The organism is Bradyrhizobium lablabi, from assembly GCF_018129385.1.
Taxonomy (GTDB): domain Bacteria; phylum Pseudomonadota; class Alphaproteobacteria; order Rhizobiales; family Xanthobacteraceae; genus Bradyrhizobium; species Bradyrhizobium lablabi_C.
In genome coordinates this window covers 128,596-150,379 of sequence record NZ_JAFCLN010000011.1, presented here as the reverse complement: position 1 = coordinate 150,379, position 21,784 = coordinate 128,596, and the positions used below count along the sequence as shown (strand labels likewise).

At 63.9% G+C, this 21,784-nt stretch carries 20 protein-coding genes; 10 read left to right on the top strand and 10 right to left on the bottom strand.

From position 1 onward, the window contains the following. Positions 1–11: 11 nt before the first annotated feature. Together JQ628_RS21040 and JQ628_RS21035 are read left to right on the top strand one after the other, a co-directional pair. The gene (locus tag JQ628_RS21040) at positions 12–1,523 is read left to right on the top strand and encodes an NADH-quinone oxidoreductase subunit C (protein WP_212225024.1); all 1,512 of its coding nucleotides are present in this window, start codon (positions 12–14) and stop codon (positions 1,521–1,523) included. Between the two features lie 12 nt (positions 1,524–1,535). Further along, positions 1,536–2,069, top strand: a complete 534-nt coding sequence (locus tag JQ628_RS21035) for an NADH-quinone oxidoreductase subunit B family protein (RefSeq protein ID WP_212225023.1) — start codon at positions 1,536–1,538, stop codon at positions 2,067–2,069. A gap of 38 nt (positions 2,070–2,107) precedes the next feature. On the opposite strand, the gene JQ628_RS21030 is transcribed toward JQ628_RS21035, so the two are convergent. From JQ628_RS21030 to JQ628_RS21005, 6 genes are all read right to left on the bottom strand, one after another. Beyond that, the gene (locus JQ628_RS21030) at positions 2,108–2,410 is read right to left on the bottom strand and encodes a helix-turn-helix domain-containing protein (protein WP_212225022.1); all 303 of its coding nucleotides are present in this window, start codon (positions 2,408–2,410) and stop codon (positions 2,108–2,110) included. Between the two features lie 154 nt (positions 2,411–2,564). Beyond that, positions 2,565–4,583, bottom strand: coding sequence for a WG repeat-containing protein (locus JQ628_RS21025; RefSeq protein WP_212225021.1), 2,019 nt, complete (start codon positions 4,581–4,583; stop codon positions 2,565–2,567). 125 nt (positions 4,584–4,708) lie between these two features. Then, the gene (locus JQ628_RS21020; RefSeq protein WP_212225019.1) at positions 4,709–6,757 is read right to left on the bottom strand and encodes an elongation factor G; all 2,049 of its coding nucleotides are present in this window, start codon (positions 6,755–6,757) and stop codon (positions 4,709–4,711) included. A gap of 230 nt (positions 6,758–6,987) precedes the next feature. After that, positions 6,988–7,464: a DUF992 domain-containing protein gene (locus tag JQ628_RS21015; RefSeq protein ID WP_212225017.1), complete on the bottom strand. Its 477-nt coding sequence runs from the start codon at positions 7,462–7,464 to the stop codon at positions 6,988–6,990. Positions 7,465–7,617: 153 nt separating this feature from the next. Further along, a complete protein-coding gene (locus JQ628_RS21010; protein ID WP_212225015.1) occupies positions 7,618–8,133 on the bottom strand; it encodes a DUF992 domain-containing protein in 516 nt (171 codons plus the stop codon). Between the two features lie 163 nt (positions 8,134–8,296). Continuing rightward, positions 8,297–9,499 carry a pyridoxal phosphate-dependent aminotransferase gene (locus tag JQ628_RS21005; protein ID WP_212225014.1) on the bottom strand — a complete coding sequence of 401 codons (1,203 nt, stop codon included), beginning with the start codon at positions 9,497–9,499 and terminating at the stop codon, positions 8,297–8,299. 208 nt (positions 9,500–9,707) lie between these two features. Between JQ628_RS21005 and JQ628_RS21000 the strand changes: the two genes are divergently transcribed. From JQ628_RS21000 to JQ628_RS20985, 4 genes are all read left to right on the top strand, one after another. Beyond that, entirely contained in the window at positions 9,708–10,934 is a 1,227-nt protein-coding gene (locus tag JQ628_RS21000) for a glycosyltransferase family 87 protein (RefSeq protein WP_212225013.1), read from the top strand. 188 nt (positions 10,935–11,122) lie between these two features. Next, positions 11,123–11,770 carry a glutathione S-transferase family protein gene (locus JQ628_RS20995; protein WP_212225012.1) on the top strand — a complete coding sequence of 216 codons (648 nt, stop codon included), beginning with the start codon at positions 11,123–11,125 and terminating at the stop codon, positions 11,768–11,770. A 77-nt stretch (positions 11,771–11,847) separates the two neighbouring features. Next, positions 11,848–12,120 carry a hypothetical protein gene (locus JQ628_RS20990; RefSeq protein ID WP_212225108.1) on the top strand — a complete coding sequence of 91 codons (273 nt, stop codon included), beginning with the start codon at positions 11,848–11,850 and terminating at the stop codon, positions 12,118–12,120. Positions 12,121–12,188: 68 nt separating this feature from the next. Then, positions 12,189–13,349, top strand: a complete 1,161-nt coding sequence (locus JQ628_RS20985) for a PQQ-dependent sugar dehydrogenase (protein ID WP_212225099.1) — start codon at positions 12,189–12,191, stop codon at positions 13,347–13,349. A gap of 156 nt (positions 13,350–13,505) precedes the next feature. Here the strand turns inward: JQ628_RS20985 and JQ628_RS20980 are convergent, their stop codons facing one another. After that, entirely contained in the window at positions 13,506–13,856 is a 351-nt protein-coding gene (locus JQ628_RS20980) for a DMT family protein (protein WP_212225011.1), read from the bottom strand. Between the two features lie 191 nt (positions 13,857–14,047). Here JQ628_RS20980 and JQ628_RS20975 point away from each other — a divergent pair, with 191 nt between their 5' ends. The 4 genes from JQ628_RS20975 to JQ628_RS20960 all read left to right on the top strand — a co-directional run bounded on the left by JQ628_RS20975 (position 14,048) and on the right by JQ628_RS20960 (position 17,958). Further along, positions 14,048–14,860: a PAS domain-containing protein gene (locus JQ628_RS20975; RefSeq protein WP_212225010.1), complete on the top strand. Its 813-nt coding sequence runs from the start codon at positions 14,048–14,050 to the stop codon at positions 14,858–14,860. A 115-nt stretch (positions 14,861–14,975) separates the two neighbouring features. Further along, the gene (locus JQ628_RS20970) at positions 14,976–15,437 is read left to right on the top strand and encodes a GNAT family N-acetyltransferase (RefSeq protein WP_212225009.1); all 462 of its coding nucleotides are present in this window, start codon (positions 14,976–14,978) and stop codon (positions 15,435–15,437) included. Between the two features lie 303 nt (positions 15,438–15,740). Next, positions 15,741–16,682 (top strand): aldo/keto reductase, encoded by a 942-nt coding sequence (locus JQ628_RS20965; protein WP_212225007.1) that lies wholly within the window; start codon positions 15,741–15,743, stop codon positions 16,680–16,682. A 532-nt stretch (positions 16,683–17,214) separates the two neighbouring features. Next, positions 17,215–17,958, top strand: a complete 744-nt coding sequence (locus JQ628_RS20960) for an outer membrane protein (protein ID WP_212225005.1) — start codon at positions 17,215–17,217, stop codon at positions 17,956–17,958. Between the two features lie 53 nt (positions 17,959–18,011). Here JQ628_RS20960 and JQ628_RS20955 read toward each other — a convergent pair whose 3' ends face one another. The 3 genes from JQ628_RS20955 to JQ628_RS20945 all read right to left on the bottom strand — a co-directional run bounded on the left by JQ628_RS20955 (position 18,012) and on the right by JQ628_RS20945 (position 21,774). Beyond that, positions 18,012–19,244, bottom strand: coding sequence for a DUF1501 domain-containing protein (locus JQ628_RS20955; protein ID WP_212225004.1), 1,233 nt, complete (start codon positions 19,242–19,244; stop codon positions 18,012–18,014). A gap of 3 nt (positions 19,245–19,247) precedes the next feature. Continuing rightward, positions 19,248–20,807, bottom strand: coding sequence for a DUF1800 domain-containing protein (locus JQ628_RS20950; RefSeq protein WP_212225003.1), 1,560 nt, complete (start codon positions 20,805–20,807; stop codon positions 19,248–19,250). Between the two features lie 340 nt (positions 20,808–21,147). Continuing rightward, positions 21,148–21,774, bottom strand: a complete 627-nt coding sequence (locus JQ628_RS20945; protein WP_212225002.1) for a LysE family translocator — start codon at positions 21,772–21,774, stop codon at positions 21,148–21,150. Between the last annotated feature and the right edge of the window lie 10 nt (positions 21,775–21,784).

Below are 21,784 nucleotides of genomic sequence, written 5' to 3'. Positions count from 1 at the left end.
ATGAACGGCACATGCCATCCCTGACCGATCTTGTGCTGGAAGGCCGCTCGATCCCGCAGCATCGCCCCTGGCCGCGCGTTGCCGTCGATACCTCGATCTGGGAATTCGCCGCGGGCGAACTGGCGCATGGACGCTGGAGTCTGCTCGGTCTCTGGGGCGAACCGTCGACCGTGCACATGGCGATCCTGGACCAGCAGGCCGCGGCCGTTGCCGTCGTCAGCCTCGACTGCCCCGATCGCCGCTACCCCTCGGTCAGCCAGCGCCACCCGCCCGCGATGCGACTGGAGCGCACCATCAGGGACCTGTTCGGATTGTCGCCGGAAGGCTTGCCCGATGGCCGCCCCTGGCTCGACCACAATCGATGGGGCGTTCGCTTTCCGCTGGGCGCGCGCATCGACGCGCTGACGCAGACCGCGCCCTATCGCTTCCTTCCGGTGGAAGGCGAGGACATGCACCAGATCGCGGTCGGCCCCGTGCACGCCGGAATCATCGAGCCCGGGCATTTCCGTTTCACCGCCAGCGGCGAGACCGTGGTCCGGCTGGAGCAGCGGCTGGGATACACCCACAAGGGCACCGAGGGACTGATGACGGGAGCCAGCCTCGAACGGGCCGTCCGGCTCGCCGGACGCGTATCGGGCGACAGCACCGTTGCCTATGCCTATGCGTTTTCGAAGGCTGCCGAAGCAGCGCTGGACCTGACGGTGCCGGATCGCGCGAGCTGGCTGCGCGCGCTGCTGGCCGAACTGGAACGGCTCGCCAACCATTTCGGCGATATCGGCGCGATCTGCAACGATGCGTCTTTCGCCCTGATCAACGCCCATTGCGGCGTGCTGCGCGAAAGCATTCTGCGTGCGGCCCATTCCGCCTTCGGCCACCGCCTGATGCGGGACATCATCGTGCCCGGAGGCGTGACGCGCAACCTCGACAAGGCGGGCAAGGCCACCATTCGCACGACGCTCGACAACATCCGCCTGCGCTTTCCGGAACTGGTGGAGCTGTACGACAACACCGCATCGTTGCAGGACCGCACCGTCGATACCGGCATCGTCAAGCCGCAACTTGCCAAACGATACGCCGCCGGCGGCTACATCGGACGCGCCTCCGGCCGATCCTTCGACACGCGCCGGACCCTTGCCTATGCGCCATATGACAATCTGCGCTTCGAGGTACCGGTCCTGAATGAGGGCGACGTCAACGCGCGCGTCTGGATCCGTGTGCGTGAAGTCGAGCAGTCGATCGCGCTGATCGATCAGATTCTGGAGCGGCTACCCGACGGTGCGCTGGGAACGCATGCCGGAGATCGCCGCGAGGCGCGCGAGGGCATGGCGATCGTCGAGGGCTTTCGCGGCGACGTGCTGGTCTGGCTCCGCCTGCGCGACGGCGTCGTCGAGCGCTGCCACCTGCGCGATCCGTCCTGGTTCCAGTGGCCACTGCTCGAGGCGGCGATCGAGAACAACATCGTGGCGGACTTTCCACTCTGCAACAAGTCATTCAACTGTTCGTATTCAGGGCAGGACATCTAGGGACGGCACCCGATGCGCAAGCTTCTGTTTGAAAGCCTGATTCGCCGGCCGCTCACCGAACGGGCGCCGGCCGCGGGCGACGCGGCCCTTGCCGAACTCGCCGCGGCGCTCGGCGACGCGGCACGGCGGCGGCTCGGCCGCAGCCTGTCGATCCGCGAAGTCGACGCCGGATCGTGCAACGGATGCGAACTCGAAATCCACGCACTGAACAACGCCTACTACGATGTCGAACGCTTCGGTATCCGCTTCGTCGCCTCGCCGCGCCATGCCGACGTGCTGCTCGTGACCGGTCCCGTGACCCGGAACATGCGCGATGCGCTGGAGCGCACCTATCACGCCACCCCCAATCCCAAATGGGTCGTCGCGGTCGGAGATTGCGCGCGGGACGGTGGATGTTTCGCCGGCAGTTACGCGGTGGTCGGAGGCGTCAGGGAAGTGGTGCCGGTCGATCTGCACATTCCCGGCTGCCCGCCTACGCCGATGGCGATGCTGCAAGGCCTGCTGGCATTGCTTGAACGCGCGGACAAAGGCGCGACCGCACCTTGATGAGCTTTCCGGATGCTACGGATGCGGCAACACCGCGCTCAGCGAGTCCGCTCCGACGACAATTTTGATTGCCGGACGGTCCTCGGGCTTGCGACGTGCTCGCGGAGCCGGACGCCGCGCCCGCCGGACACGCTCGGCACGCCCGGATTGATCAATTCGATTCCGGCGTTCTCGAGCGCGGAAACCAGCTTCATCAGGGAATCGACGTTGGCCCGGATGACGCCTTCGCTCGCCTCCATGCGCTGAATGGTCGGAACGGAAAGGTCCGCCAGATCGGCCGTTTGCCGCTGATCGATATTCAGGAGAGCGCGCGCAGCCCTGAGTTGATTGGCCGTGATCATCGAGCCTTCTCTCAATCTGAACCGGCATATGTTTACACCGTGTGAAAACGGGTTTCAAGCATCGGTTTACAGGTTTTAGATATCAAGCGTTCCTAGAGCATTGCGGGCCGGCGCCAGGCGGTAGGCGCATTATCAGGGTCATGAAGGCGCCGGATCAGGGCTCGACCTTGCACTCGAAGCGGGCGTTCGGCCGCCGCAGGGGATCGGCATCAGCGCATGCAATGCCCGGCACAGGATGGCCGCGACGGTTAATCGCGCACCAGCGCCCATCGCGCTTGGCCCAGGCGATGCCGCGCTGTGTGAAATAGGTTGGCTCTTCAAACTGCGGCTCGAGCATCACCTGCCCTGAAGTATCGACCAGCCCCCACTTGCCATCCCTGAGAAAGGTCAGGAGCCCCAGATCGAGATTGATGCCGATCCGCTCGGCGCCGATGTCGACCCAGGTCTCGCCCGCCGGTGACAGGACCACGCGCTTGCCGTCGACTTCCGAAATCAGGCCGCCGCCGATATCGCACATGACACCTCGCCGTGGCTGCACGATCCAGGACTGATCCGCCAACCGCACGACGCCGGTTGTGCCGGCAATCGTAACGAACGCCTTACCGTCGCGCCCGATTATTGCGGCGTCGAATTTCGGCTCGATCAGCCATGAACCGTCTGCCCGAACGAAGCCGCGCTTGCCGTCGATAGATGCCACGAAGGGATCCGTGTCGGATGAGAGGTGGTCGAACCGCGGTTCGAGCAGCCAGCGGCCGTCCGGCCCGATACGTCCCCATTTGCCGTCGATCTTCGCATTCCGAGCATTCTGTCCTGCCCAGACCATGGCGTCGAAGTGAACCGGTGTAAGCGGCCGAAGGTTGGAGTCGAGCAGCCCGTATTTGTCGCCGATCTTCAAGGTGTAGAGCGGAGCATCACTACATGCGAAGTTCAAAAGCCGGCCGTCGGGCGGTTGCAGTGGGCTGCCATCCGCCTTGAAATACAGCAGATCCTTGTTCCTGTAGGCCCGTAGCCGATCGTCACCGCAACGCCAGACGACTTGATCAAACTCCGCATTCAGCACTACGCGGCCATCTAGGTTCAAAAGCCCCCACCGGTTATCGTTCTTGAAATGCCAGCCGAACACAGTTTCCGGTTCGCCGTCCTTGCCCAGCTGCCTCGCGAGATAAAGGTACTGGTAGTTCGTCCGGAACACCCAGGCGCCGGTCTTGTCGATCACGCCCACAACACCATCTCGCTCCGCCGACGTACGCCCGAGACCTGACGTGAACCATTCGGCCTTATCGAACACCGGCTCGATCGCGAAATTTCCGGTTCGGTCGAGGAAGCCGACCTTGCCGTTGAGCGTGACGCGCGCAAGGCCATCACGCAGCGCATCCACGTACTGGAATTTTGGCTCGACGAGCCAGCTCCCGTCGCTACGCGCCAGCCCCCATAGTTTTTCTCTTTGTACCCATGTGATCGATGGATCGTTCTTGTCGAATGCAGGAAATTGTGCGCGCGGCTCGATCTGTCGTCCGGCGATGTCGACGACGTATCCGGAGGAGTCTGGCATGATCGTGTCGCTACCAAGAAACAGTCCGATAACTTTCATGCCACCGGTCGCGGTGAACTCGGTCCGCATGCCGGAAAAGTCTTCAGCGCCGGTCGTTCCGCCTACCCACCTGTGCTCGGAAACGTAAAAGCGGTCCGGACCCATCGCTGTGATAAAACCGTATTTCGGCGCGAACACCATCTTGCCGTCGCGATCGATCAGGCCGGACTTGCCGTCGACGTCGACTTGCGCAAAGCCGTATTCGTAATCGCCGACAATCCGGTATTGCGGCCTGACAACCTCACGTCCCTCTTCGTCGACGAAGCCATAGAGGCCATTGAGGCGGACCGCGGCGCGGTTGTCAGAGAATTTGCCGACCCAGTCATAGCGTGGAGATACGGCAACCGTTCCGTCGCGACGGACAGCTCCGCACAGACCGCCCGGAAAGGTGCACATTGCCAGAGGGAAGGTGATCGGTTTTCCGGGTCCAGGGCGGTCGTAGAGTGGCTGGCCTTCGGCCGCGAGCTTGCCTTGCAAGATCACTTTGCCGGCCGGCGTCAGTTCAGGTGGTTTGTCCTGCGCGAGCACGCCACGCGCCGCGATGATCGCAACCAACGCGGCGATGTACGGCCAAACACGCATGCGACAGCCCTGCCCCGGATCGTCCGACTTGTCATCGATCCAATATGGACGATCCGTGGCAGGAAGGTGTCAGACCCTGAGCCATCGTGATTTCCGGGGTGCGCTTGCACGCACCCCGGAAGAAATCACGCCGCGTCGCGATGGGCGGCGATGATCTTGTCGGCATCGCGGCCGGAGACTTCGGCCATGCGGTCGAACTGTCTCGTAAAACTGCCGGCGCCGGCAGTGGCCGAGCGCAACTCGACGATCAGGTCGCCGATCTCCGCTTCCGGCATGGTGGCGCGGACGCAGTCCCATCCGTTCCAGCCCTCGCGGGTATCGAAGCTGAGGATCTGTCCGCGCCGCGCCGACAGGATCGCGTTGATCTTGGCGGTGGCCTCGGTGGGACAGACGATCTCGACGGTGTGGATCGGCTCCAATAACACCGGCGCGCATTGCGGCAACGCCTCGGCTACGCCGATGCGCGCCGCGGTGCGGAACGCAAGGTCGGAGGAATCGACGCTGTGATAGGAGCCGTCGGTCAGCGTGACATGCACGTCGATCACGGGGAAGCCGAGCGGGCCGCGCGCCAGGGCATCGACAACGCCCTCCTCCACCGCCGGGATGTAGTTGCGCGGCACCGCACCGCCGACCACCTTCTCGGCAAACTCAAAACCGGTGCCGCGCGGCATCGGCTTGATGTCGAGCACGACGTCGCCGAACTGGCCGTGGCCGCCGGACTGCTTCTTGTGACGGCCGCGCTGGGTGATCGACTTGCGGATGGTCTCCTGATAGCCGATCGCGGTGGGATGCGATTTGGCGTTGACGCCAAAGCGGTCCTTCAGCCGTTCCATGGCCACGCGCAGATGCATTTCGCCCTGCCCCCACAGCACGATGTCGTGGGTGCGCTGGTTCTGCACCATGGTGAGCGAGGGATCCTCCTCGTTCAGCCGGATCAGGGCCTGGCCGAGCTTGACGTCGTCCTTGCGGTCGTTGGCCGCGATCGACATCGCGAGCACCGGCGCAGCAGGCTCGACCTTGATCAACACGGCGGGCGCCGTCTTGCCACCGGTGAGCGTGTCGCCGGTTTTGACGGCGTCGAGCTTGCCGAGCGCAATCGTGTCGCCGGCATCCGCCGACGAACGCTTGGAATCGTGGGCGCCATTGACGCCGAGGATGCCGGAGACGCGACCACTCTCGCCCGCAGACGACAGCAGCGTCGCGCCATCGGCGAGATGGCCGGAGAGCAGGCGAACCATGGAGAGCTTGCCCCCGTGCAACTGGTGCACGGTCTTGAACACATAGGCGAGCGCCTCCTTTTGCTGGGGCGCGCCGAGGCGCTTTGCGGTTTCCGCAACGCCGGGCGCTTCATGCCGCAGCGCCTTCATCAGGCGCAGCACGCCGTTCTCGCGGATGGCGGAGCCCAGCAGCACCGGGCAGATCAGGCCTTCGCGCAATTCGCGGGCGAGATCGTCGAACACCGCGTCGCGCGGCGGCTGGATATCTTCCAGCAATTGCTCCATCAGCGCGTCGTCGTGATCGGCGAGCTTTTCCAGCATCGAGAAGCGGGCTTCCTTCTCGCGGTCGAGATTGCCGCCCTCGAGCGCGACGACTTCGGAAGGCTTGTGCTCGCGATAGACGAAGGCGCGCTCCAGCGCGAGATCGACAAAACCTTCGATCAGTTCGCCGTTCCAGATCGGAATCTGCCGCAGCACCAGCGGCACGCGCGAGGCGGGCTGTAGCGTCGCCAGCGTCTCGCGGATGCGCTTGTTGGCCTTGTCGATCTTGTTGAGGAACAAAAATCTGGGAATGCCGAGATCCTCGAGCTCGCGCAGGATAATCTGCAATTGCGGCAGCTTCTTCTCGTCCGCCTCGCAGACCACGATGGCCGCATCGACCGCGGGCAGCGCCGCGCGCATGTCGTGCGTGAATTCAACCGAGCCTGGACAATCGACGAAGGTATAGCTGTCGCCCATGAAGGTGACTGACGCGGCGGAGAGGCCGACGCTCATCTTGTGCTGTCGGGCTTCGGGACTGGCGTCGCCGTGGGAGGTTCCGGCGTCGACGCTGCCGGCTTTGGGGATGGCGCCGGCTCGCGCCAGGATTGCTTCGAGAAGGGTGGTTTTACCGCTTTGGAAAGGGCCCACCAGCGCGATGCACCGTGGACCTCGGGGACTTCTGACGTCTTGTCCCATTCGCCGCCTCCTTCAATGTTTGAAGTCGGCCCATGATTGGGTCGGCGGCTCCAATGCTCCGCCTGTCCCGCGGTTTTGGCAAGCGGGAAAAATTATTGCGTTGCATCGTGGCAGTCAGACTGTCCTTTAACGCCACCATCGTCATTGCGAGGAGCGCAGCGACGAAGCAATCCATCGTTCCCCGAATCGAGAGATGGATTGCTTCGCTTCGCTCGCAATGACGGCGAGGCTTACCGTCCCGGGCGGAGTTCCAGACTCTCCAACCCGGCCGCGATGGCAACGCCGACCTGGCCCTGCACGCTGAGCGGCTGTAGCGCGATCGAGTTGTTGGAGCCGCCGACCAGCACGTTGCCGCCGACGCCGACGCCGAGCGTCGCGCTACCCTGCGCGCCCGCGTAATTGCCGGAGAGATCGCCCGGGCCGAGCTGCGCGACCGGCGCGAACACGCCCCATGCCAGCGCCGATTCCTGGGTGATGCCGAGGTCGAGCCCCACTTTACGGATGGTCGCGACATAGAAATCGTCGGGCCGTCCCGCGGCGCGCATCACGCAGCCGAGATTGGTGACGGAGCCGACGATGAATCCGACGCTGGCGCCGCCGCGGCATTCCAGCACGCCGACCTGCACGCGACCCTGCTGCGCGCTGGACCCGGCAACGAAGGCAGTCATGGCAAGGGCAACACCGGCAAGGATGGAAGAGCGGCGCATGATCAAAATCTCCAGCTTTAAAGTAAGCATGATGCGGGGTAACGGTTGACGCCATTGTGATGACGTTTGCCTGTCTATGGCACAACAGGGGCGTCCGTGCCCAACAAAAAAGGCCCGCTTGCGCGGGCCTCTTGCATCGGCATGATTGGCGTTTCAGCCGCGATGGCGGCGATGATGATGATGCCGGCCGCCGCGCACCGGTCGATACGGCTGCAATTGAATATCGGCGATACCGGCCGCGACATTCAGCCCGGTCTGGCCCTGCACGCTGATCGGCTGTAGCGCATAGGCATTCTGCGGACCGCCGACCAGGAAATTGCCGCCGAAGCCGACACCCACCGAGGCATTGGCGCCGACGCCGCCGTAGCTGCCCGCGAGCTCGCCGCGTCCGACCCGACCGACCGGCGCGTTGACCGCCCAGGCCAGCCGCGTCTGATCGGTGAAGCCGAGGTCGACGCCGTAGCGGCGGACGGTTGCGATATAGGGCTCTGGCCTGCGGCCTTCGCTCTGGAACAGGCATTCGAACGAGGTCACCGAGCCGACAACGAAGCCGACATTCTGTCCGCCCTGGCATTGCAGGACGCCGGCGCGAACCTGCGGCGCAGCGTTGGCGCCGGCGAGCGACGCGATGAGAGCCGCGATGGCAATGGTGATGGTCGAAACGCGCATTAATCCGATCTCCGCATGAGAAGTGATGTGCGCGCACAAAGAAAAAAGCGCCTTGTTCAAAACAAGGCGCTTTCCGAAATTCGCCGCCAAATGTTTAGGCGCCGAGACGCCTATGTGATTTGACGGCCTTGTTTCTGACGCGTTTGCTCGACGCGAAAACGCTTTACCTCAGATTGCCGCAGAAGCGCTGGATGCGCTTGCAGGCATCCTCGAGATCGGAGGTCTTGGTCGCGTAGGAGATGCGGAACGCCGGCCCAAGGCCGAATGCGGAACCCTGCACGACGGCAACGCCTTCGGTCTCCAGCAGCTCGGTGACGAAATCCTCGTCATTCGCGATCACCTTGCCGGTCGGCGACGTCTTGCCGATGGTTCCGGCGCAGGACGGATAGACGTAGAACGCGCCTTCCGGGCGCGGGCAGTCGATGCCCTTGGCCTGGTTGAGCATGCCGACCACGAGGTCGCGGCGTTCCTTGAAAACTTTATTGTTCGCGGGAATGAAATCCTGCGGACCGTTGAGCGCCTCGACCGACGCCCATTGCGCGATCGACGAGGGATTCGACGTCGACTGCGACTGGATCGTCTGCATCGCCTTGATCAGCTCGGCCGGGCCGCCGGCATAGCCGATGCGCCAGCCGGTCATGCAATAGGCCTTCGAGACGCCGTTCACCGTCAGCGTGCGGTCGAACAGTTTTGGCTCGATCTGCGCCGGCGTGGTGAAGACGAAGTCGTCGTAGACCAGATGCTCGTACATGTCGTCGGTCATCACCCAGACATGCGGATGCTTCACCAGCACGTCGGTGATCGCCTTCAGCTCGGCGCGCGTATAGGCCGCGCCGGTCGGGTTCGACGGCGAGTTGAGGATGATCCACTTGGTCTTCGGCGTGATCGCCTTTTCCAGATCCTGCGGCTGAAGCTTGAAGCCGTGCTCGGCGGTGCAGATGATCGGCACCGACTCGCCGCCGGCGAGCGCCACCATTTCCGGATAGCTCACCCAGTACGGCGCCGGGATGATCACCTCGTCGCCGGGATTGATGGTCGCCATCAGCGCGTTGTAGAGCACCTGCTTGCCGCCGGTGCCGACGATCACCTGGTTCGGCTTGTAGCTGAGCTCGTTCTCGCGCTGGAATTTTGCGATGATCGCTTCCTTCAGCTCGGGAATGCCGCCGACGTCGGTGTACTTGGTCTTGCCGGCCTCGATGGCGCGGATGGCCGCCAGCTTGACGTTGCCGGGCGTGTCGAAATCCGGCTCGCCCGCGCCGAGGCCGATGACGTTGCGACCCGCCGCTTTCAGCGCGCGTGCTTTGTCCGTGACCGCGATGGTCGCGGACGGCTTCACACGGGCGAGCGAGGCGGACAGGAAGGACATCATTTTCTCCTGATGGGCAGGCGTCGTGGACCGCAGAAATCCACGACTCTTGATGAAAGGAATGGCCGCACCCTAAGGCGCATCCCGCTGCACCGCAAGGAACTTCGCCCCGCTCGGTGCAATGTTTCGTGACATCCGTACAGGGCTTTAGGGAACGTTAAATGCCGGCCGCTAGGTTCGCGCAATATTCCTCAATTTCCGCAGCGAAATGGCTCATTTCTGGCAAGCTTTGCGATCCGGCGACTGGCTGACTGCAGCGCGCATGCGCGGCTACAGCTTGATCCTGCTCGCCATCGGCGCGCTGGCCATTACCGGCTGGGTCGCGGTTTCCGACGGCCTGATCGACCGCAACGGAAAGCCGCTCGGAACCGACTTCTCCAATGTCTACGCCGCAGGCTCGTTGACGTGGCAGGGCCGCCCCGCCGACGCCTACGAGCCGGCGCTTCAGCATGCCGAGGAGAAGGCCGTGTTCGGTGGCCGCGACGTGCCGTTCTTCGGCTGGCACTATCCGCCGTTCTTCTTCGTGGTGGCGTTTCTGGTCGCGGCGGTTCCCTATGCCTGGGGCCTCCTGATCTGGCAGATCACCAGCTTTGCCGCCTATCTCGCAACGCTGCGCGCGATCCTGCCGCGCCGGGAAACGATGCTGATCGCGGCCGCCTTCCCGGCCGTGTTCGTCAATGTCGGCCACGGCCACAACGGATTCCTCACCGCTGCATTGCTCGGCGGCGCGATGCATTGGCTCGACCGCAAGCCGTGGCTCGCCGGCATGCTGATCGGCTGCCTTGCCTACAAGCCGCAATTCGGCGTGCTGATTCCGATCGCGCTGCTGGCGGGACGGCGATGGAGCACGATGGCAGGTGCGATCCTCACCGTTGCGGCACTGGTCGCGATCAGCTTTGCGAGCCTCGGCATCGACGTGTGGCACGCCTTCATCGGCTCCATGAAGTTCACGCAAACCATCGTGCTCGAGCAGGGCGGCACCGGCTGGGAAAAAATCCAGTCGATCTTCTCCGCCGCGCGCAACTGGGGCGCCAACGTGCCGACCGCCTACGCGCTACAGAGCGCGCTGGCCCTGATGCTCGCCGCGAGTCTTGCGTGGCTGTGGCACAGCGAGGCCGCGTTCGAACTCAAGGCCGCCGCGCTCGCCATCGCCAGCCTGCTCGCCACGCCTTACGTGCTCGACTACGACCTCGTCGTGCTGGCGGTCGCGATCGCGTTCTTTGCCCGGCACGGTCTGAAGCATGGGTTCGGCGATTTCGAGATCAGCGTGCTGGCGGCTGCCTGGATCATGCCGCTGCTGACGCGCGGCATCGCCGGTGCCACCGGCGTGCCGCTGGGCCTGATCGTGCTCCTGACATTTTACGGACTGGTGCTGCGCCGCGCCGTGCTGGATCACGCCGCTGCAAACGGCACACAACGGATAGCGCAAGCGTGATCCGATGTGTCCAGATGTGTTGATGGAATCATTCCACACGCGTGCAGTGCGGTAGAGTTTTCGACTTTTTCCAATGGCTTGCCCTTGCGGCACCGCGTAATCGGCATCATTGTTTAGCCGTGTTGAGATGTGACAAACCGGTCGCAGCACGCACAAATTGTATCGAATCGAATGAGACCCTGAAGGCAATGTACAAGCTCTATTCGATGCAGCGCTCGGGCAATAGCTACAAGGTCCGCCTCGCGCTCGCGCTTCTGAACACCCCCTATGAAGCGATCGAAATCGATATCCTACGCGGCGAAAGCCGCACGCCGGATTTTCTCGCGAAGAATCCGAGCGGCCAGGTGCCGCTGCTGGAGGTCGAGGAAGGACATTTTCTCGCGGAGTCCAACGCCATCCTGTGGTACGTCTCGGCCGGCACCAAACTGGCTCCGGAGCCGCGAATCGAGCGCGCCGAAGTGCTGCGCTGGATGTTCTTCGAACAGCATGCGCTGGAGCCCAATATCGGCGCGGCCTATTTCTGGCTGGCGCTGGTCAGGGGCGGGCGCGACCTGCAAACACATGCTCTGGAAGACTGGATGGAGCGCGGCTATGCGGCACTACAGGTGATGGAAAACCACCTGAAGACCCATCGCTATTTTGCCGCCAACCAACTCACCGTCGCCGACATCGCGCTGTACGGCTACACCCATGTCGCCGACCGCTGCGATTTCGATCTTTCGACCTTTCCCGCCATTCGCGAATGGCTGCGCCGGGTCGAGCACACGCCCGGCTTCGTCGCGATGGACTGGACGCCGGAGATCGGCGAAATCGCCGACGTCGCCGCCGGGGCCTGAGCCGGTGGATAACCGGGATAACGGGGCATAACAGCGGGAATAACGGGCATAACCGTTAGCGTTGCCGCGATTTCGCCATGATCGCAGCCGGCGGCCGCCGCAATCTTGCCGGGGAGCGCCGCCATGTTGACCCGATGTCGCGGGTGATTCGCCGCGACGGAAGGATTTTGACCATGATCCGGTCGCCCGGTGCCGGCGGCTTCGATGGCTGCCCGGTGCCTGTTGCCTCGTCCCGATTGACCCACGCCGTCGCCGCGTCGCTGGCGATCGGCGCGCTGTCGCTGTGCCTGATCGTCACGCTCACCGTGCTGTCGATCAAGGCGACCCAGGCGATGCCGCTCCCGGCGTAACCCATCGTTTTGGTTTGTACCTTTTCCGAAGAACAGAGCGCGGTGCGCAGCACCGCGATCGATGCATGGTGAAGACACCTGTCGGTTTAGTCACCGCCGCGTTGACCGCAGCAACGCTGCTGACCACGACATTCCTGATCGCCACGGGCACGCGCGGTCAGGACACCACTTTTGCGTCCTCGGCCGGACAGCTTGAAGTGCAGACCATCGCCAGCGGCCTCGTTCATCCCTGGGCGCTGGCATTCCTGCCCGACGGCAAGATGCTGGTGACCGAGCGGCCCGGCCGCATGCGCATCGTCTCGCCGGAAGGGCAGCTCTCGCCGCCGCTCAAGGGCGTGCCCGACGTGTGGGCCTCCGGACAGGGCGGCCTGCTCGACGTCATCACCGACAAGGGCTTTGCGCAGAACCGGACGATCTATTTCTGCTACGCCGAGCGCACCGCCAGCGGTGGCCGCACTGCGCTGGCGCGCGCAAAGCTCAACGACGGCAGCGGACGTCTCGACGAGGTGAAGGTCATCTTCCGGCAGGAAGGACCGCTGTCGTCGGGCAATCACTATGGCTGTCGCATCGTGCAGGCGGCCGACAACAATCTGTTCGTCACCCTCGGCGAGCATTTCACCTATCGCAACGAGGCGCAAAATCTCGGCAATCACCTCGGCAAGCTGATCCGCGTTACGCCTGATGGCGCCGCGCCGCCGGACAATCCCTTCGTCGGACGCGACGGCGCCAAACCCGAGATCTGGAGCTACGGCCATCGCAACGAACAGGGGCTGGCGATCCATCCGGCGACCGGCGATCTCTGGGAGACCGAGCACGGCCCGCGCGGCGGCGACGAGGTGAACATCATCGGCAAGGGCAAGAATTACGGCTGGCCGGTGATCGGCTTCGGCGTCGATTACAGCGGCGCCACCATCCATGAGACCTCGGCAAAGCAAGGCATGGAGCAGCCGCTCAAATACTGGGTACCCTCGATCGCGCCGTCAGGCATGACGTTTTACAACGCCAAACTGTTTCCGAAATGGAACGGCAGCCTGTTCACCGGGGCGCTCGCCGGCAAGATGCTGGTGCGCCTCTCGCTCAGCGGCAATGCCGTAACCGGCGAAGAGCGGCTGCTGCAAAACCTCTATGAGCGCATCCGCGATGTCCGGCAGGGACCGGACGGCGCGCTATGGCTGGTGACCGACAGTTCGGCGGGACGGATCTTGCGGGTATCGCCGGCCGCGAAATAAAGCAGGCTTGTGAACGCGAACTCCGCGCGCCGCTACACCCACCGCCCTCATCCTGAGGAGCGCGCATCGCGCGCGTCTCGAAGGATGGGCCACGGGCTCTCATGGTTCGAGACGCGCTTCGCGCTCCTCACCATGAGGGGCTCAAGCGTACCGTCGCTACCATTTGTGGAAAACGAAAAACGCGCCGGCCGCGATCAAGAGAAAACCGAGCGCGTGATTCCAGCCGAGCGGCTCCTTCAGGTACAGCACCGAGAATCCGGCGAACACCACCAGCGTGATCACCTCCTGCATGGTCTTGAGCTGGGCCGGCGAATAGACCTCGCTGCCCCATCGGTTGGCCGGCACCGCCAGCCAGTATTCGAAGAACGCGATGCCCCAGCTTGCGAGGATGACCCAGACCAGCGGGTGATCCTTGTACTTGAGATGGCCGTACCAGGCGAAAGTCATGAACACGTTGGAGGCGAACAGCATCAGCACCGGCAACAGGGTCGGCGAAATCGTCGGCATGGACATCCTTTCAAAAACTCGCGTGAAGCGGGCGGGCGCTCCTGCACCTTTGAATAGCATTTGAATCCAAAAAGCGCGAAAGCCATTTGATCGCGGCAATCCGGCATTGAACACGATCGCGAAAATTGCGCCGTCGTCGCAACGATACGTCACACTGCGCGCCCTACTCTCGTCACACGCGAGAAAAGTGCATGCAGTCCGACTGGCGCGCAATCCTGGGTCCGGTCCTCACGACAGCGGTGGCGCTGGCCGCCTTCTTGATCGACCGTCATTTCGTGACCGTGCCCAATCCGGCACCGCTATTCGTGTGCATCGTGGCGCTGGCGAGTTCGCTGAGCGGTATCGCATCGGGTCTTGTCAGCGCGGTCATCGCGGTGATCGCGTCCGCGCTGTTCTTCCTCAATCATCGCGCCGTGCCCGGCTACGACACCCACGACATCGCCAGAATGCTGCTGCTCGCCATCACGGCCGGCGGAACCGCCGTGATCACCGGCATGCTGCGGCAGAAATGGATCGATGCATTCGCTGCCGAGCAACAGCAGCACGCCACCTCCGCGCGCCTTGCGGCCGCGCTCGACCAGGTCGACATCGGTATCGTGCTGCTCGACGCCGACACCCGCGCCGAATTCATCAACCGCGCCTTCCGCGATTATTTTGCGCTGCCCGACGATATGGCCGACAGCCAGCCACCCTTTATTGCGCTGATGTATCACGGCCGCGACACCGGGGCCTATGAGCTGCCGGAGGACGAGCTCGCGCATTTCATCGCCGCGCGCACCCAGATGATGCGATTGGGCGATTCCACACCGATCAACATCAATCTCGCCGACGGCCAGGTGCTGCGCTTTTCTTGCACCGCCCTGCCCGACGGCGGACGCATGCTGAGCTACACGCCGGTGACGGATCTCGTGCGCCACACTGATCCGCCTGCCAAGGCCGAGTACTATCGCTCGCTGCGTAAGGGTCCGCGTCCGCCCTTCCCCGACAAGCGCGCGGCGGAATAGACGCAAACTCTTGCGAGCCTTCCCGCAACATTGATCCATTGCAACGGCGCCTGTAGGAAAGAGCCGGTCCCGCCGGCGCACGGCGTTGACTGCTTCTTGCGGATTGGAATCAGACATGTCCGGCGATCTCACCATTCGCTTCGTCGCCCGCGGCGATTATGAAAAATGGCTTCCCTTGTGGGACGGCTACAACGCCTTCTACGGCCGCTCGGGACCAACCGCGCTCGCGCCGGAGATCACCGCGATGACATGGTCGCGCTTCTTCGATGCCTACGAGCCCGTGCATGCGCTGGTCGCCGAGAGCGGCGGAGAACTGCTCGGGTTGACGCATTATCTGTTTCACCGCTCGACCACGGCGATCGAACCGAATTGCTATTTGCAGGATCTGTTCACGAACGCCGCGGCGCGCGGCAAGGGCGTCGGCCGCGCCCTGATCAACGGCGTGTACGAACGGGCAAAACTCTCGGGGTGTTCGCGCGTCTACTGGCAGACCCACGAGACCAACCACACCGCGATGCAGCTCTACGACAAGGTCGCGGAGCGCCCCGGTTTCGTGATCTACCGCAAGCTGTTCTGACGGGATTTTCCAGCGTCATCAGCGCGTTGGCGGCGGGCTGTGGATAAGTCGACCTGTCACTGCCGCGTAACATTACGGGACTACGCTGCGCCTGCGTTTGATCAGGCCCCCCGTCTCAGATCACGCGCCCCAAGCGGTCCCCGTCAGTCGCCGCGTCTGACCGGGGCCGCTTTTTTATTTCGGGGCCGGGCTGCCATGCACGCGAAGGTGCCAGCGCACCTTGCGGCGTCCACTTGCGCCAGCCACAATGCAGTCCCCTTCCCGCGCATCTCCGCGCCATTCCAAAAACTTCGGGCATCGATCATGCAAATTCGCAATCTCGGCGGTTCCGGCCTGCGCGTCTCCGCCGTCGGCCTCGGCTGCAACAACTTTGGCCAGCGCACCGACCTCGAGACCTCGCGCAAGGTGATCCACCGGGCGATCGATCTCGGCGTCACGCTGTTCGACACCGCCGACATCTATGCCGGCATTGGCGGCTCCGAGACGGTGCTCGGCACCGTGCTCGGCGACCGCCGCAAGGACATCGTGCTGGCGACGAAATACGCCAAGCCGATGGCGACCGACGGCACCAAGCAGGGCGCCTCGCGCCGCTACATCATGCAGGCGGTCGAGGCCAGCCTCACGCGGCTGAAGACCGACTACATCGACCTCTATCAGCAGCACGATTACGATCCGCTGACGCCGATCGACGAGACGCTGCGCGCGCTCGACGATCTCGTGCGGCAGGGCAAGGTGCGCTACATCGGCAATTCGAACTTTCCGGCATGGCGCATCGCCGAAGCCGAGTACGTCGCGCGGCAGATGAACGTCAGCCGTTTCGTCTCCTGCCAGGACGAATACAGCCTCGTCGTGCGCGACATCGAGAAGGACTTGTTACCGGCGGCGCAGGAATACAATCTCGGCCTGCTGCCGTTCTTCCCGCTCGCGAGCGGCCTGCTCACCGGCAAATACAAGCGCGGCGAAGCCGCACCCGCCGACACACGCTTTGCAAAGGCGCCGGGACTAAAGGACCGCTACGCCACGCCGCGCAACGAGGACATCGTCGAAAAGCTTCAGGCCTTTGTGAAAGACCGCGGCCACACCATGCTGGAGCTCGCCTTCTCCTGGCTCGCCGCCCGCCCGCAAGTGTCGAGCGTCATCGCCGGCGCCACCCGCGTCGAGCAGATCGAGCAAAACGTGAAGGCGCTCGAGTGGCGGCTGACCGCCGAAGAGATGGCGGAGATCGACAAGATCACGCAGGGATAGCGCTCTTCCCTTCTCCCCTTGTGGGAGAAGGTGGCGCGAAGCGCCGGATGAGGGGTTGCCCCCGCGCGCACTGCCGTTGCGGAAGCAACCCCTCACCCGTCCGCGATGCAAAAGCATCGCGTCCACCCTCTCCCACAAGGGGAGAGGGAAGGGTCACCCCAACAATCCCTTCATCGCCTTCACCGGCGCGCTGTCCGGAAACAGGCGTCAGCCAATGTGCGCTCGGCGACGCCGAGGTAAAATCTGAGCTCCCTCATGGTGAGGAGCGCCGCTTGCGCGCGCGTCTCGAACCATCAAGGCGGACACATTCACAGCCATAGCCATATGCAATAGCCCTCCATTACCGAGGGGTGGTGATTTTCGCACAGGAGCAGTTCGTTCAGGCCCGAGTTCAGTTCGTGCAGGCCCCACTTCTTGTGACCATTTAAGCACATGAAATGTCAAAACCGGCGTCGCGCGAAAAATCCAGCTGATCCTCAACCGGTTTGAACTAGGATAGCAGCGCTGTCGGATCAACTGGATCGGGAATCAGATGAAGAAGCTTTTCGCCGCTAGCGCCGGCCTCGCCGCGTTGTTTGTCTCGCCGGCGCTCGCCGCCGATCTGCCGGCCAAGGCGCCGATATACAAGGCAGCAGCTGCGCCGATCTTCAATTGGACGGGGTGCTATGTCGGCGCCAATATCGGTGGCGGCTGGGCCCGGAAACACATCGTCGACCAAGAGCCCGGGCTCGAAGGCGTCGACAGGGATCGTCACAACAGTTCCGGCGTCGTTGGAGGCGGCCAGATCGGCTGCGACTATCAGGTGAACAGCTTTGTGTTCGGCATCCAGGGCATGTTCGACGCCGCCGATATCACCGGCAGCGGCTTGGATCTGGCGAACCCGTTGCTGACCTGGACCTCGAAGAATGAATGGTTCGCGACGGTGACCGGTCGCGTCGGCTTCGCTGTCACACCGGCGGCGCTGATCTACGCCAAGGGTGGCGGCGCGTGGGTGAAAGACCATAGCCTTTTGACTTTCGCGACCGGCACGCAATCCACCCCAGACAGAACCATGAACGGATGGACCGTGGGCGGCGGCCTCGAATACATGTTCGCGCCGAACTGGTCGGTATTTGCCGAATACAATTACATCTGGCTGCAAAGCAACGATCGCGCGACGTTCACGCGCAGCACGGATGGAGCCACCTTCCCGTACGACGTCCATAACAATCTGCAAACCGTGCTGGTCGGCATCAACTATCGCTTCGGCGGGGGCGCGATCACCGCGCGGTACTGATAGCTCGCAAAAGCTCGCCGTTCTCCGCGTGGAGCGCGCGAGCATTTCGAATGCTACCCCAACAATCCCTTCATCGCCTTCACCGGGGCGCTGTCCGGAAACACTGCGTCCGCCAACGTGCGCTCGGAAACGCCGAGGTGATCGTGCAGCACGCCCTTGAACACCGCACGCAGATCGGTGGTCGGCGCGAGATCGCGGCCCTGGTAGAGGTTGGCGGGCCTTAGTCCCGGCCAGTCGGAAATCACCCTTCCGCCTTTCACCGCGCCGCCGGCGAGCAGCGCCACCGTGGCGGTGCCGTGGTCGGTGCCCGCCGTGCCGTTGATGCGCGCGGTGCGGCCGAACTCGGTGGCAACCACGATCACGGTATCGCGCCAGCGCTCGCCCAATCCGCTTTCGAATTCCGCCAGCGCGCCGTCGAGGCCGCCGAGCAGTTGCGCGAGCCGTCCGGTCGCGCCGCCTTCATTGGCGTGGGTGTCCCAGCCGTCGAAAGCGAGCGCGGCGATGCGCGGGCCGTCATCGGCGGACATCAGCTTGGCGGCGCCGCGCGCCACCAACCGCATCGCAGCCGCACCGTTGGTGCCGGGCCTCGGCTTCATGTCGTCGCCTGTTGCGGCCTTGTCGAGTTGCAGGCCGGCGTTGAGCGCTTTGGCCAGCGCCGGGTCGCGCTGGCTGTAGAGATCCATCAGCCGCATTGCGGTGTCGTCGGCAGCCTGCGGCAGCGCGACCGGCGCCCAAGCCACTGTCGGCGCAGCCCCGCGCAACACCAGCGGCGTGGTCGGTCCGACCGCAAGACCGCTTACAACGCGCTCGCCTTTCGGCAACGCTTCCAGCGCGCGGTTGAGCCAGCCGGATTGCACGCGGCCCGGTCCGCCAAAACCGCTTTCGAGCACGTCCTGCCCGTCGAAATGCGAGCGATCGCGATAGGGCGACGCCACGGCGTGAACGATCGCAGCTCTTTTCTCGCGATACATCCGCGACAATTCCGGCATCGCCGGATGCAGGCCGAAGAAATTGTCCAGCATGCTCGCCGCTTTCGGCCCGTCCGCGCTCAGCGCGATCGAGCCGTGCAGGCCGGCGTAATCGGGATCACCGATCGGTGCGACGGTAGCCAATCCATCGAGCGCACCGCGCAGGATGACGACAACGAGGCGCGGATCGCGGCCGTCGGCGGCACGCGCGAATTTCGGCAAGTAGGCCCAGGCCGCAAAGGCAGCGCCGCCGAGCAGCAGCGAGCGGCGCGATGTCACCGATGACAAGCCTTCACAGCAATCTATTGTCGTTTCCATCGGTCACCTCCTCTGGAATTCCGGCGACATCAAGAGCAGCGCGAGCGCCTGCTGCCGCGTCTCCGCGCGCTCGACCGTGCGCCGCGTCTCGGGAGAAGCGGCATCCGCCGCGACCAGTTCGAGCAGATCGCGAGGATCGATATTGTCGGCAAGGCGCGAAGCAACCTGTGCGGAAATATCGAGCCGCAGCTTCATGCCTTCGGGCGCCGCCCACGCCGCATTGCTATCGGGGAATCCGTTCGGCCCGGCCGGCGACCACAAGGGCTGGCCGAGCACGTTGAGACCGCCGAGGTAACGGCCGGGATCTTCCGGAATGCGTCCGAGCAGCCGGCCGGTCGCCATCAGGAATTCATAGGGGCTGCGGATCTTCGTCAGCGGCGCTTTCCAGGCTTCCTCGGAATCGACCAGCGCCATCGACAGCGCCTTGAGATCGCCGTCGGTGTTCGTGAACACATCCGCCAGCCGCGCCACCAGCGCCGGCGGCGGATCGTCGGCGACGAAGTGGCGGGCGAATTTGGTGGCGATGAATTTTGCGGTCGATGGATGGCGCGCGATATCGGCCAGCACGGCTTCGCCCTGTGCCACGCCGTTCTGATCGTAAACCTTGCCCATTACCCGGTGCGCGCCGGGCTGATGCGCATTGGCGTTGAACACGAAGGTGCCGGGCGTACCCAGTTGCCCCAGCCGTCCGGCATAGGTCCACCCCGTGATGATGCGCGCAAGCGAGGTGACGTCGTCCTGGCTGTAGCCGCCGTTCACGCCGAGCGTATGCAGCTCCAGGATTTCGCGCGCGAGATTTTCGTTCAGCCCGCGATTGCGATTGATGCCGGCCCGCGAATCCGGCCCCAGCGATTGCTGGTTGTCGAGAAAGAACAGCATCGCTGGGTGCTGCTCGACCGCCTTCAGCATGTCGGCAAACCGGCCGAGCACATGAGGTCGGATCGCCTCGCGCTCGAACGAGCCGGCCCACATCCGCGCCAGGCCGCCCTTGCTTGCGGAGATGCAGAAATGATTGGACCAGAACACCACCAGCCGTTCGGCAAAGCCGCAATCGGCCATCACCGCGCGTTGCATCCGCGCCAGCGCTTCAGTGCGATAGGTCTTCTGGATGATGTTGGGCTGTTGCGTCGGCGGCTTTGGTGCGACCGGCTGCATGGTCTCGACCGGCGGCGCGGCGGCGTTGTTTTGCGCCTGCTGCATCGCCGGCTCCTTCGGCGACATGTCGTTGGCGATATTGCTGAGCGAGAGATTGCGCCGCTGCGTCGGCTTTGCATCGGGCGCGCCCTGCGGCGGACTTTCGGTCGCAGCACCAGTGGTCGATTTCGAGGCGGCTTCGCGCGCCTGTTGGATCTCGAACTGATACTGGAAGACGGCTTTCGCCAGCGCCGGCGTCGAGGCAAGCCCCGGAATTTCCAGCGGCACGCCGTTGGGACGGCCGAGCTCGGCCTTCACGAATCCGCGCGGATCGGAAGCCGCGTTGACGAAATCGCCCGCCGCCCCGCCGCGCGCGCCAAATCCGAAGCGGTTGAGCGCGACCAGAGCGGCTTGCGAATCGCGGGCCATCGGGCTTCCCCTGAAACTGATTGGGCGTATGCTTCGCGGTCGTCAGGCTTTGTGATTTGCCGCGGCATCATAGCGCCACGAGGATGAACCCCGAATTAAAAGCTGGCCAGAAGGCGGCCTGTTTCATGACAAATCGGTTAGAAATGACGGCTTCGCGACGCCTCGCCTGCGCCGGCTGCGGCACGGAATTCGGCTGCAATCCTGCGGGGCCCTGCTGGTGTTCCGATGAATCGTTCCGCCTGCCGATGCCGACGGACGGCGGCGACTGCCTGTGCCCGGATTGCCTGCGCAGGACGGCGATGCAGACTGCAACAGAGCACGCGCGATAGGCCGGTCTCGTTCAGCGCTCTTGCAGCGCCAGCCGGAAGCCGAGGGCGCAATAGATGCTGCCGACCACCTTGCCCTGCCATTTCAGCACGACGGGGTTTCGCCGGAGAAAATCGCCGAGGCGGCCCGCACTCACGGCATAGACGATCGTGCTGACGAGGCCGAGCAGGATGAAGATGCTGCCGAGCACCGCCAGTTGAAGCGCGACCGACCCATTCTCCGGCCGAACGAATTGCGGCAGGAAGGCGAGAAAGAAGAGCGCTGTCTTGGGATTGAGCACTTCCGCGACAATGGCCTGGCGGAACGCCGTGCCGGTCGAGAGCGGAAGCTCGCGCCGCTCGAAGTTCGCCGGCGCCTGCTCGAGAATGGCGCGAATGCCGAGATAAACCAGATAGGCTGCCCCGATATATTTGATGACGGAGAACAGCATCGCCGAAGCGGCAATGATGGCCGAGATGCCGACGATGGCCATGAAGGTGTGAACGGCATCGCCCGCTGCGATCCCCGCACCGGTGGCGATGCCAACCCTTGTGCCCGAGCTCGCGGACCGCACGACGGCGAGAAGCGTCGCGGGACCCGGGATGAACACAAAGCCGAGCACTATCGCGACGTAGGCGATCAGGGTGGTCGTGTCGATCATTCGCCTGTTC

Excerpts from the sequence above, each read along its gene's own strand:
- JQ628_RS21040 (WP_212225024.1), top strand. The coding sequence starts at position 12 with ATGCCATCCCTGACCGATCTTGTGCTGGAAGGCCGCTCGATCCCGCAG.
- JQ628_RS21035 (WP_212225023.1), top strand. The coding sequence starts at position 1,536 with ATGCGCAAGCTTCTGTTTGAAAGCCTGATTCGCCGGCCGCTCACCGAA.
- JQ628_RS21030 (WP_212225022.1), bottom strand. The coding sequence starts at position 2,410 with ATGATCACGGCCAATCAACTCAGGGCTGCGCGCGCTCTCCTGAATATC.
- JQ628_RS21025 (WP_212225021.1), bottom strand. The coding sequence starts at position 4,583 with ATGCGTGTTTGGCCGTACATCGCCGCGTTGGTTGCGATCATCGCGGCG.
- JQ628_RS21020 (WP_212225019.1), bottom strand. The coding sequence starts at position 6,757 with ATGGGACAAGACGTCAGAAGTCCCCGAGGTCCACGGTGCATCGCGCTG.
- JQ628_RS21015 (WP_212225017.1), bottom strand. The coding sequence starts at position 7,464 with ATGCGCCGCTCTTCCATCCTTGCCGGTGTTGCCCTTGCCATGACTGCC.
- JQ628_RS21010 (WP_212225015.1), bottom strand. The coding sequence starts at position 8,133 with ATGCGCGTTTCGACCATCACCATTGCCATCGCGGCTCTCATCGCGTCG.
- JQ628_RS21005 (WP_212225014.1), bottom strand. The coding sequence starts at position 9,499 with ATGTCCTTCCTGTCCGCCTCGCTCGCCCGTGTGAAGCCGTCCGCGACC.
- JQ628_RS21000 (WP_212225013.1), top strand. The coding sequence starts at position 9,708 with ATGGCTCATTTCTGGCAAGCTTTGCGATCCGGCGACTGGCTGACTGCA.
- JQ628_RS20995 (WP_212225012.1), top strand. The coding sequence starts at position 11,123 with ATGTACAAGCTCTATTCGATGCAGCGCTCGGGCAATAGCTACAAGGTC.
- JQ628_RS20990 (WP_212225108.1), top strand. The coding sequence starts at position 11,848 with ATGATCGCAGCCGGCGGCCGCCGCAATCTTGCCGGGGAGCGCCGCCAT.
- JQ628_RS20980 (WP_212225011.1), bottom strand. The coding sequence starts at position 13,856 with ATGCCGACGATTTCGCCGACCCTGTTGCCGGTGCTGATGCTGTTCGCC.
- JQ628_RS20975 (WP_212225010.1), top strand. The coding sequence starts at position 14,048 with ATGCAGTCCGACTGGCGCGCAATCCTGGGTCCGGTCCTCACGACAGCG.
- JQ628_RS20970 (WP_212225009.1), top strand. The coding sequence starts at position 14,976 with ATGTCCGGCGATCTCACCATTCGCTTCGTCGCCCGCGGCGATTATGAA.
- JQ628_RS20965 (WP_212225007.1), top strand. The coding sequence starts at position 15,741 with ATGCAAATTCGCAATCTCGGCGGTTCCGGCCTGCGCGTCTCCGCCGTC.
- JQ628_RS20960 (WP_212225005.1), top strand. The coding sequence starts at position 17,215 with ATGAAGAAGCTTTTCGCCGCTAGCGCCGGCCTCGCCGCGTTGTTTGTC.
- JQ628_RS20955 (WP_212225004.1), bottom strand. The coding sequence starts at position 19,244 with ATGGAAACGACAATAGATTGCTGTGAAGGCTTGTCATCGGTGACATCG.
- JQ628_RS20950 (WP_212225003.1), bottom strand. The coding sequence starts at position 20,807 with ATGGCCCGCGATTCGCAAGCCGCTCTGGTCGCGCTCAACCGCTTCGGA.
- JQ628_RS20945 (WP_212225002.1), bottom strand. The coding sequence starts at position 21,774 with ATGATCGACACGACCACCCTGATCGCCTACGTCGCGATAGTGCTCGGC.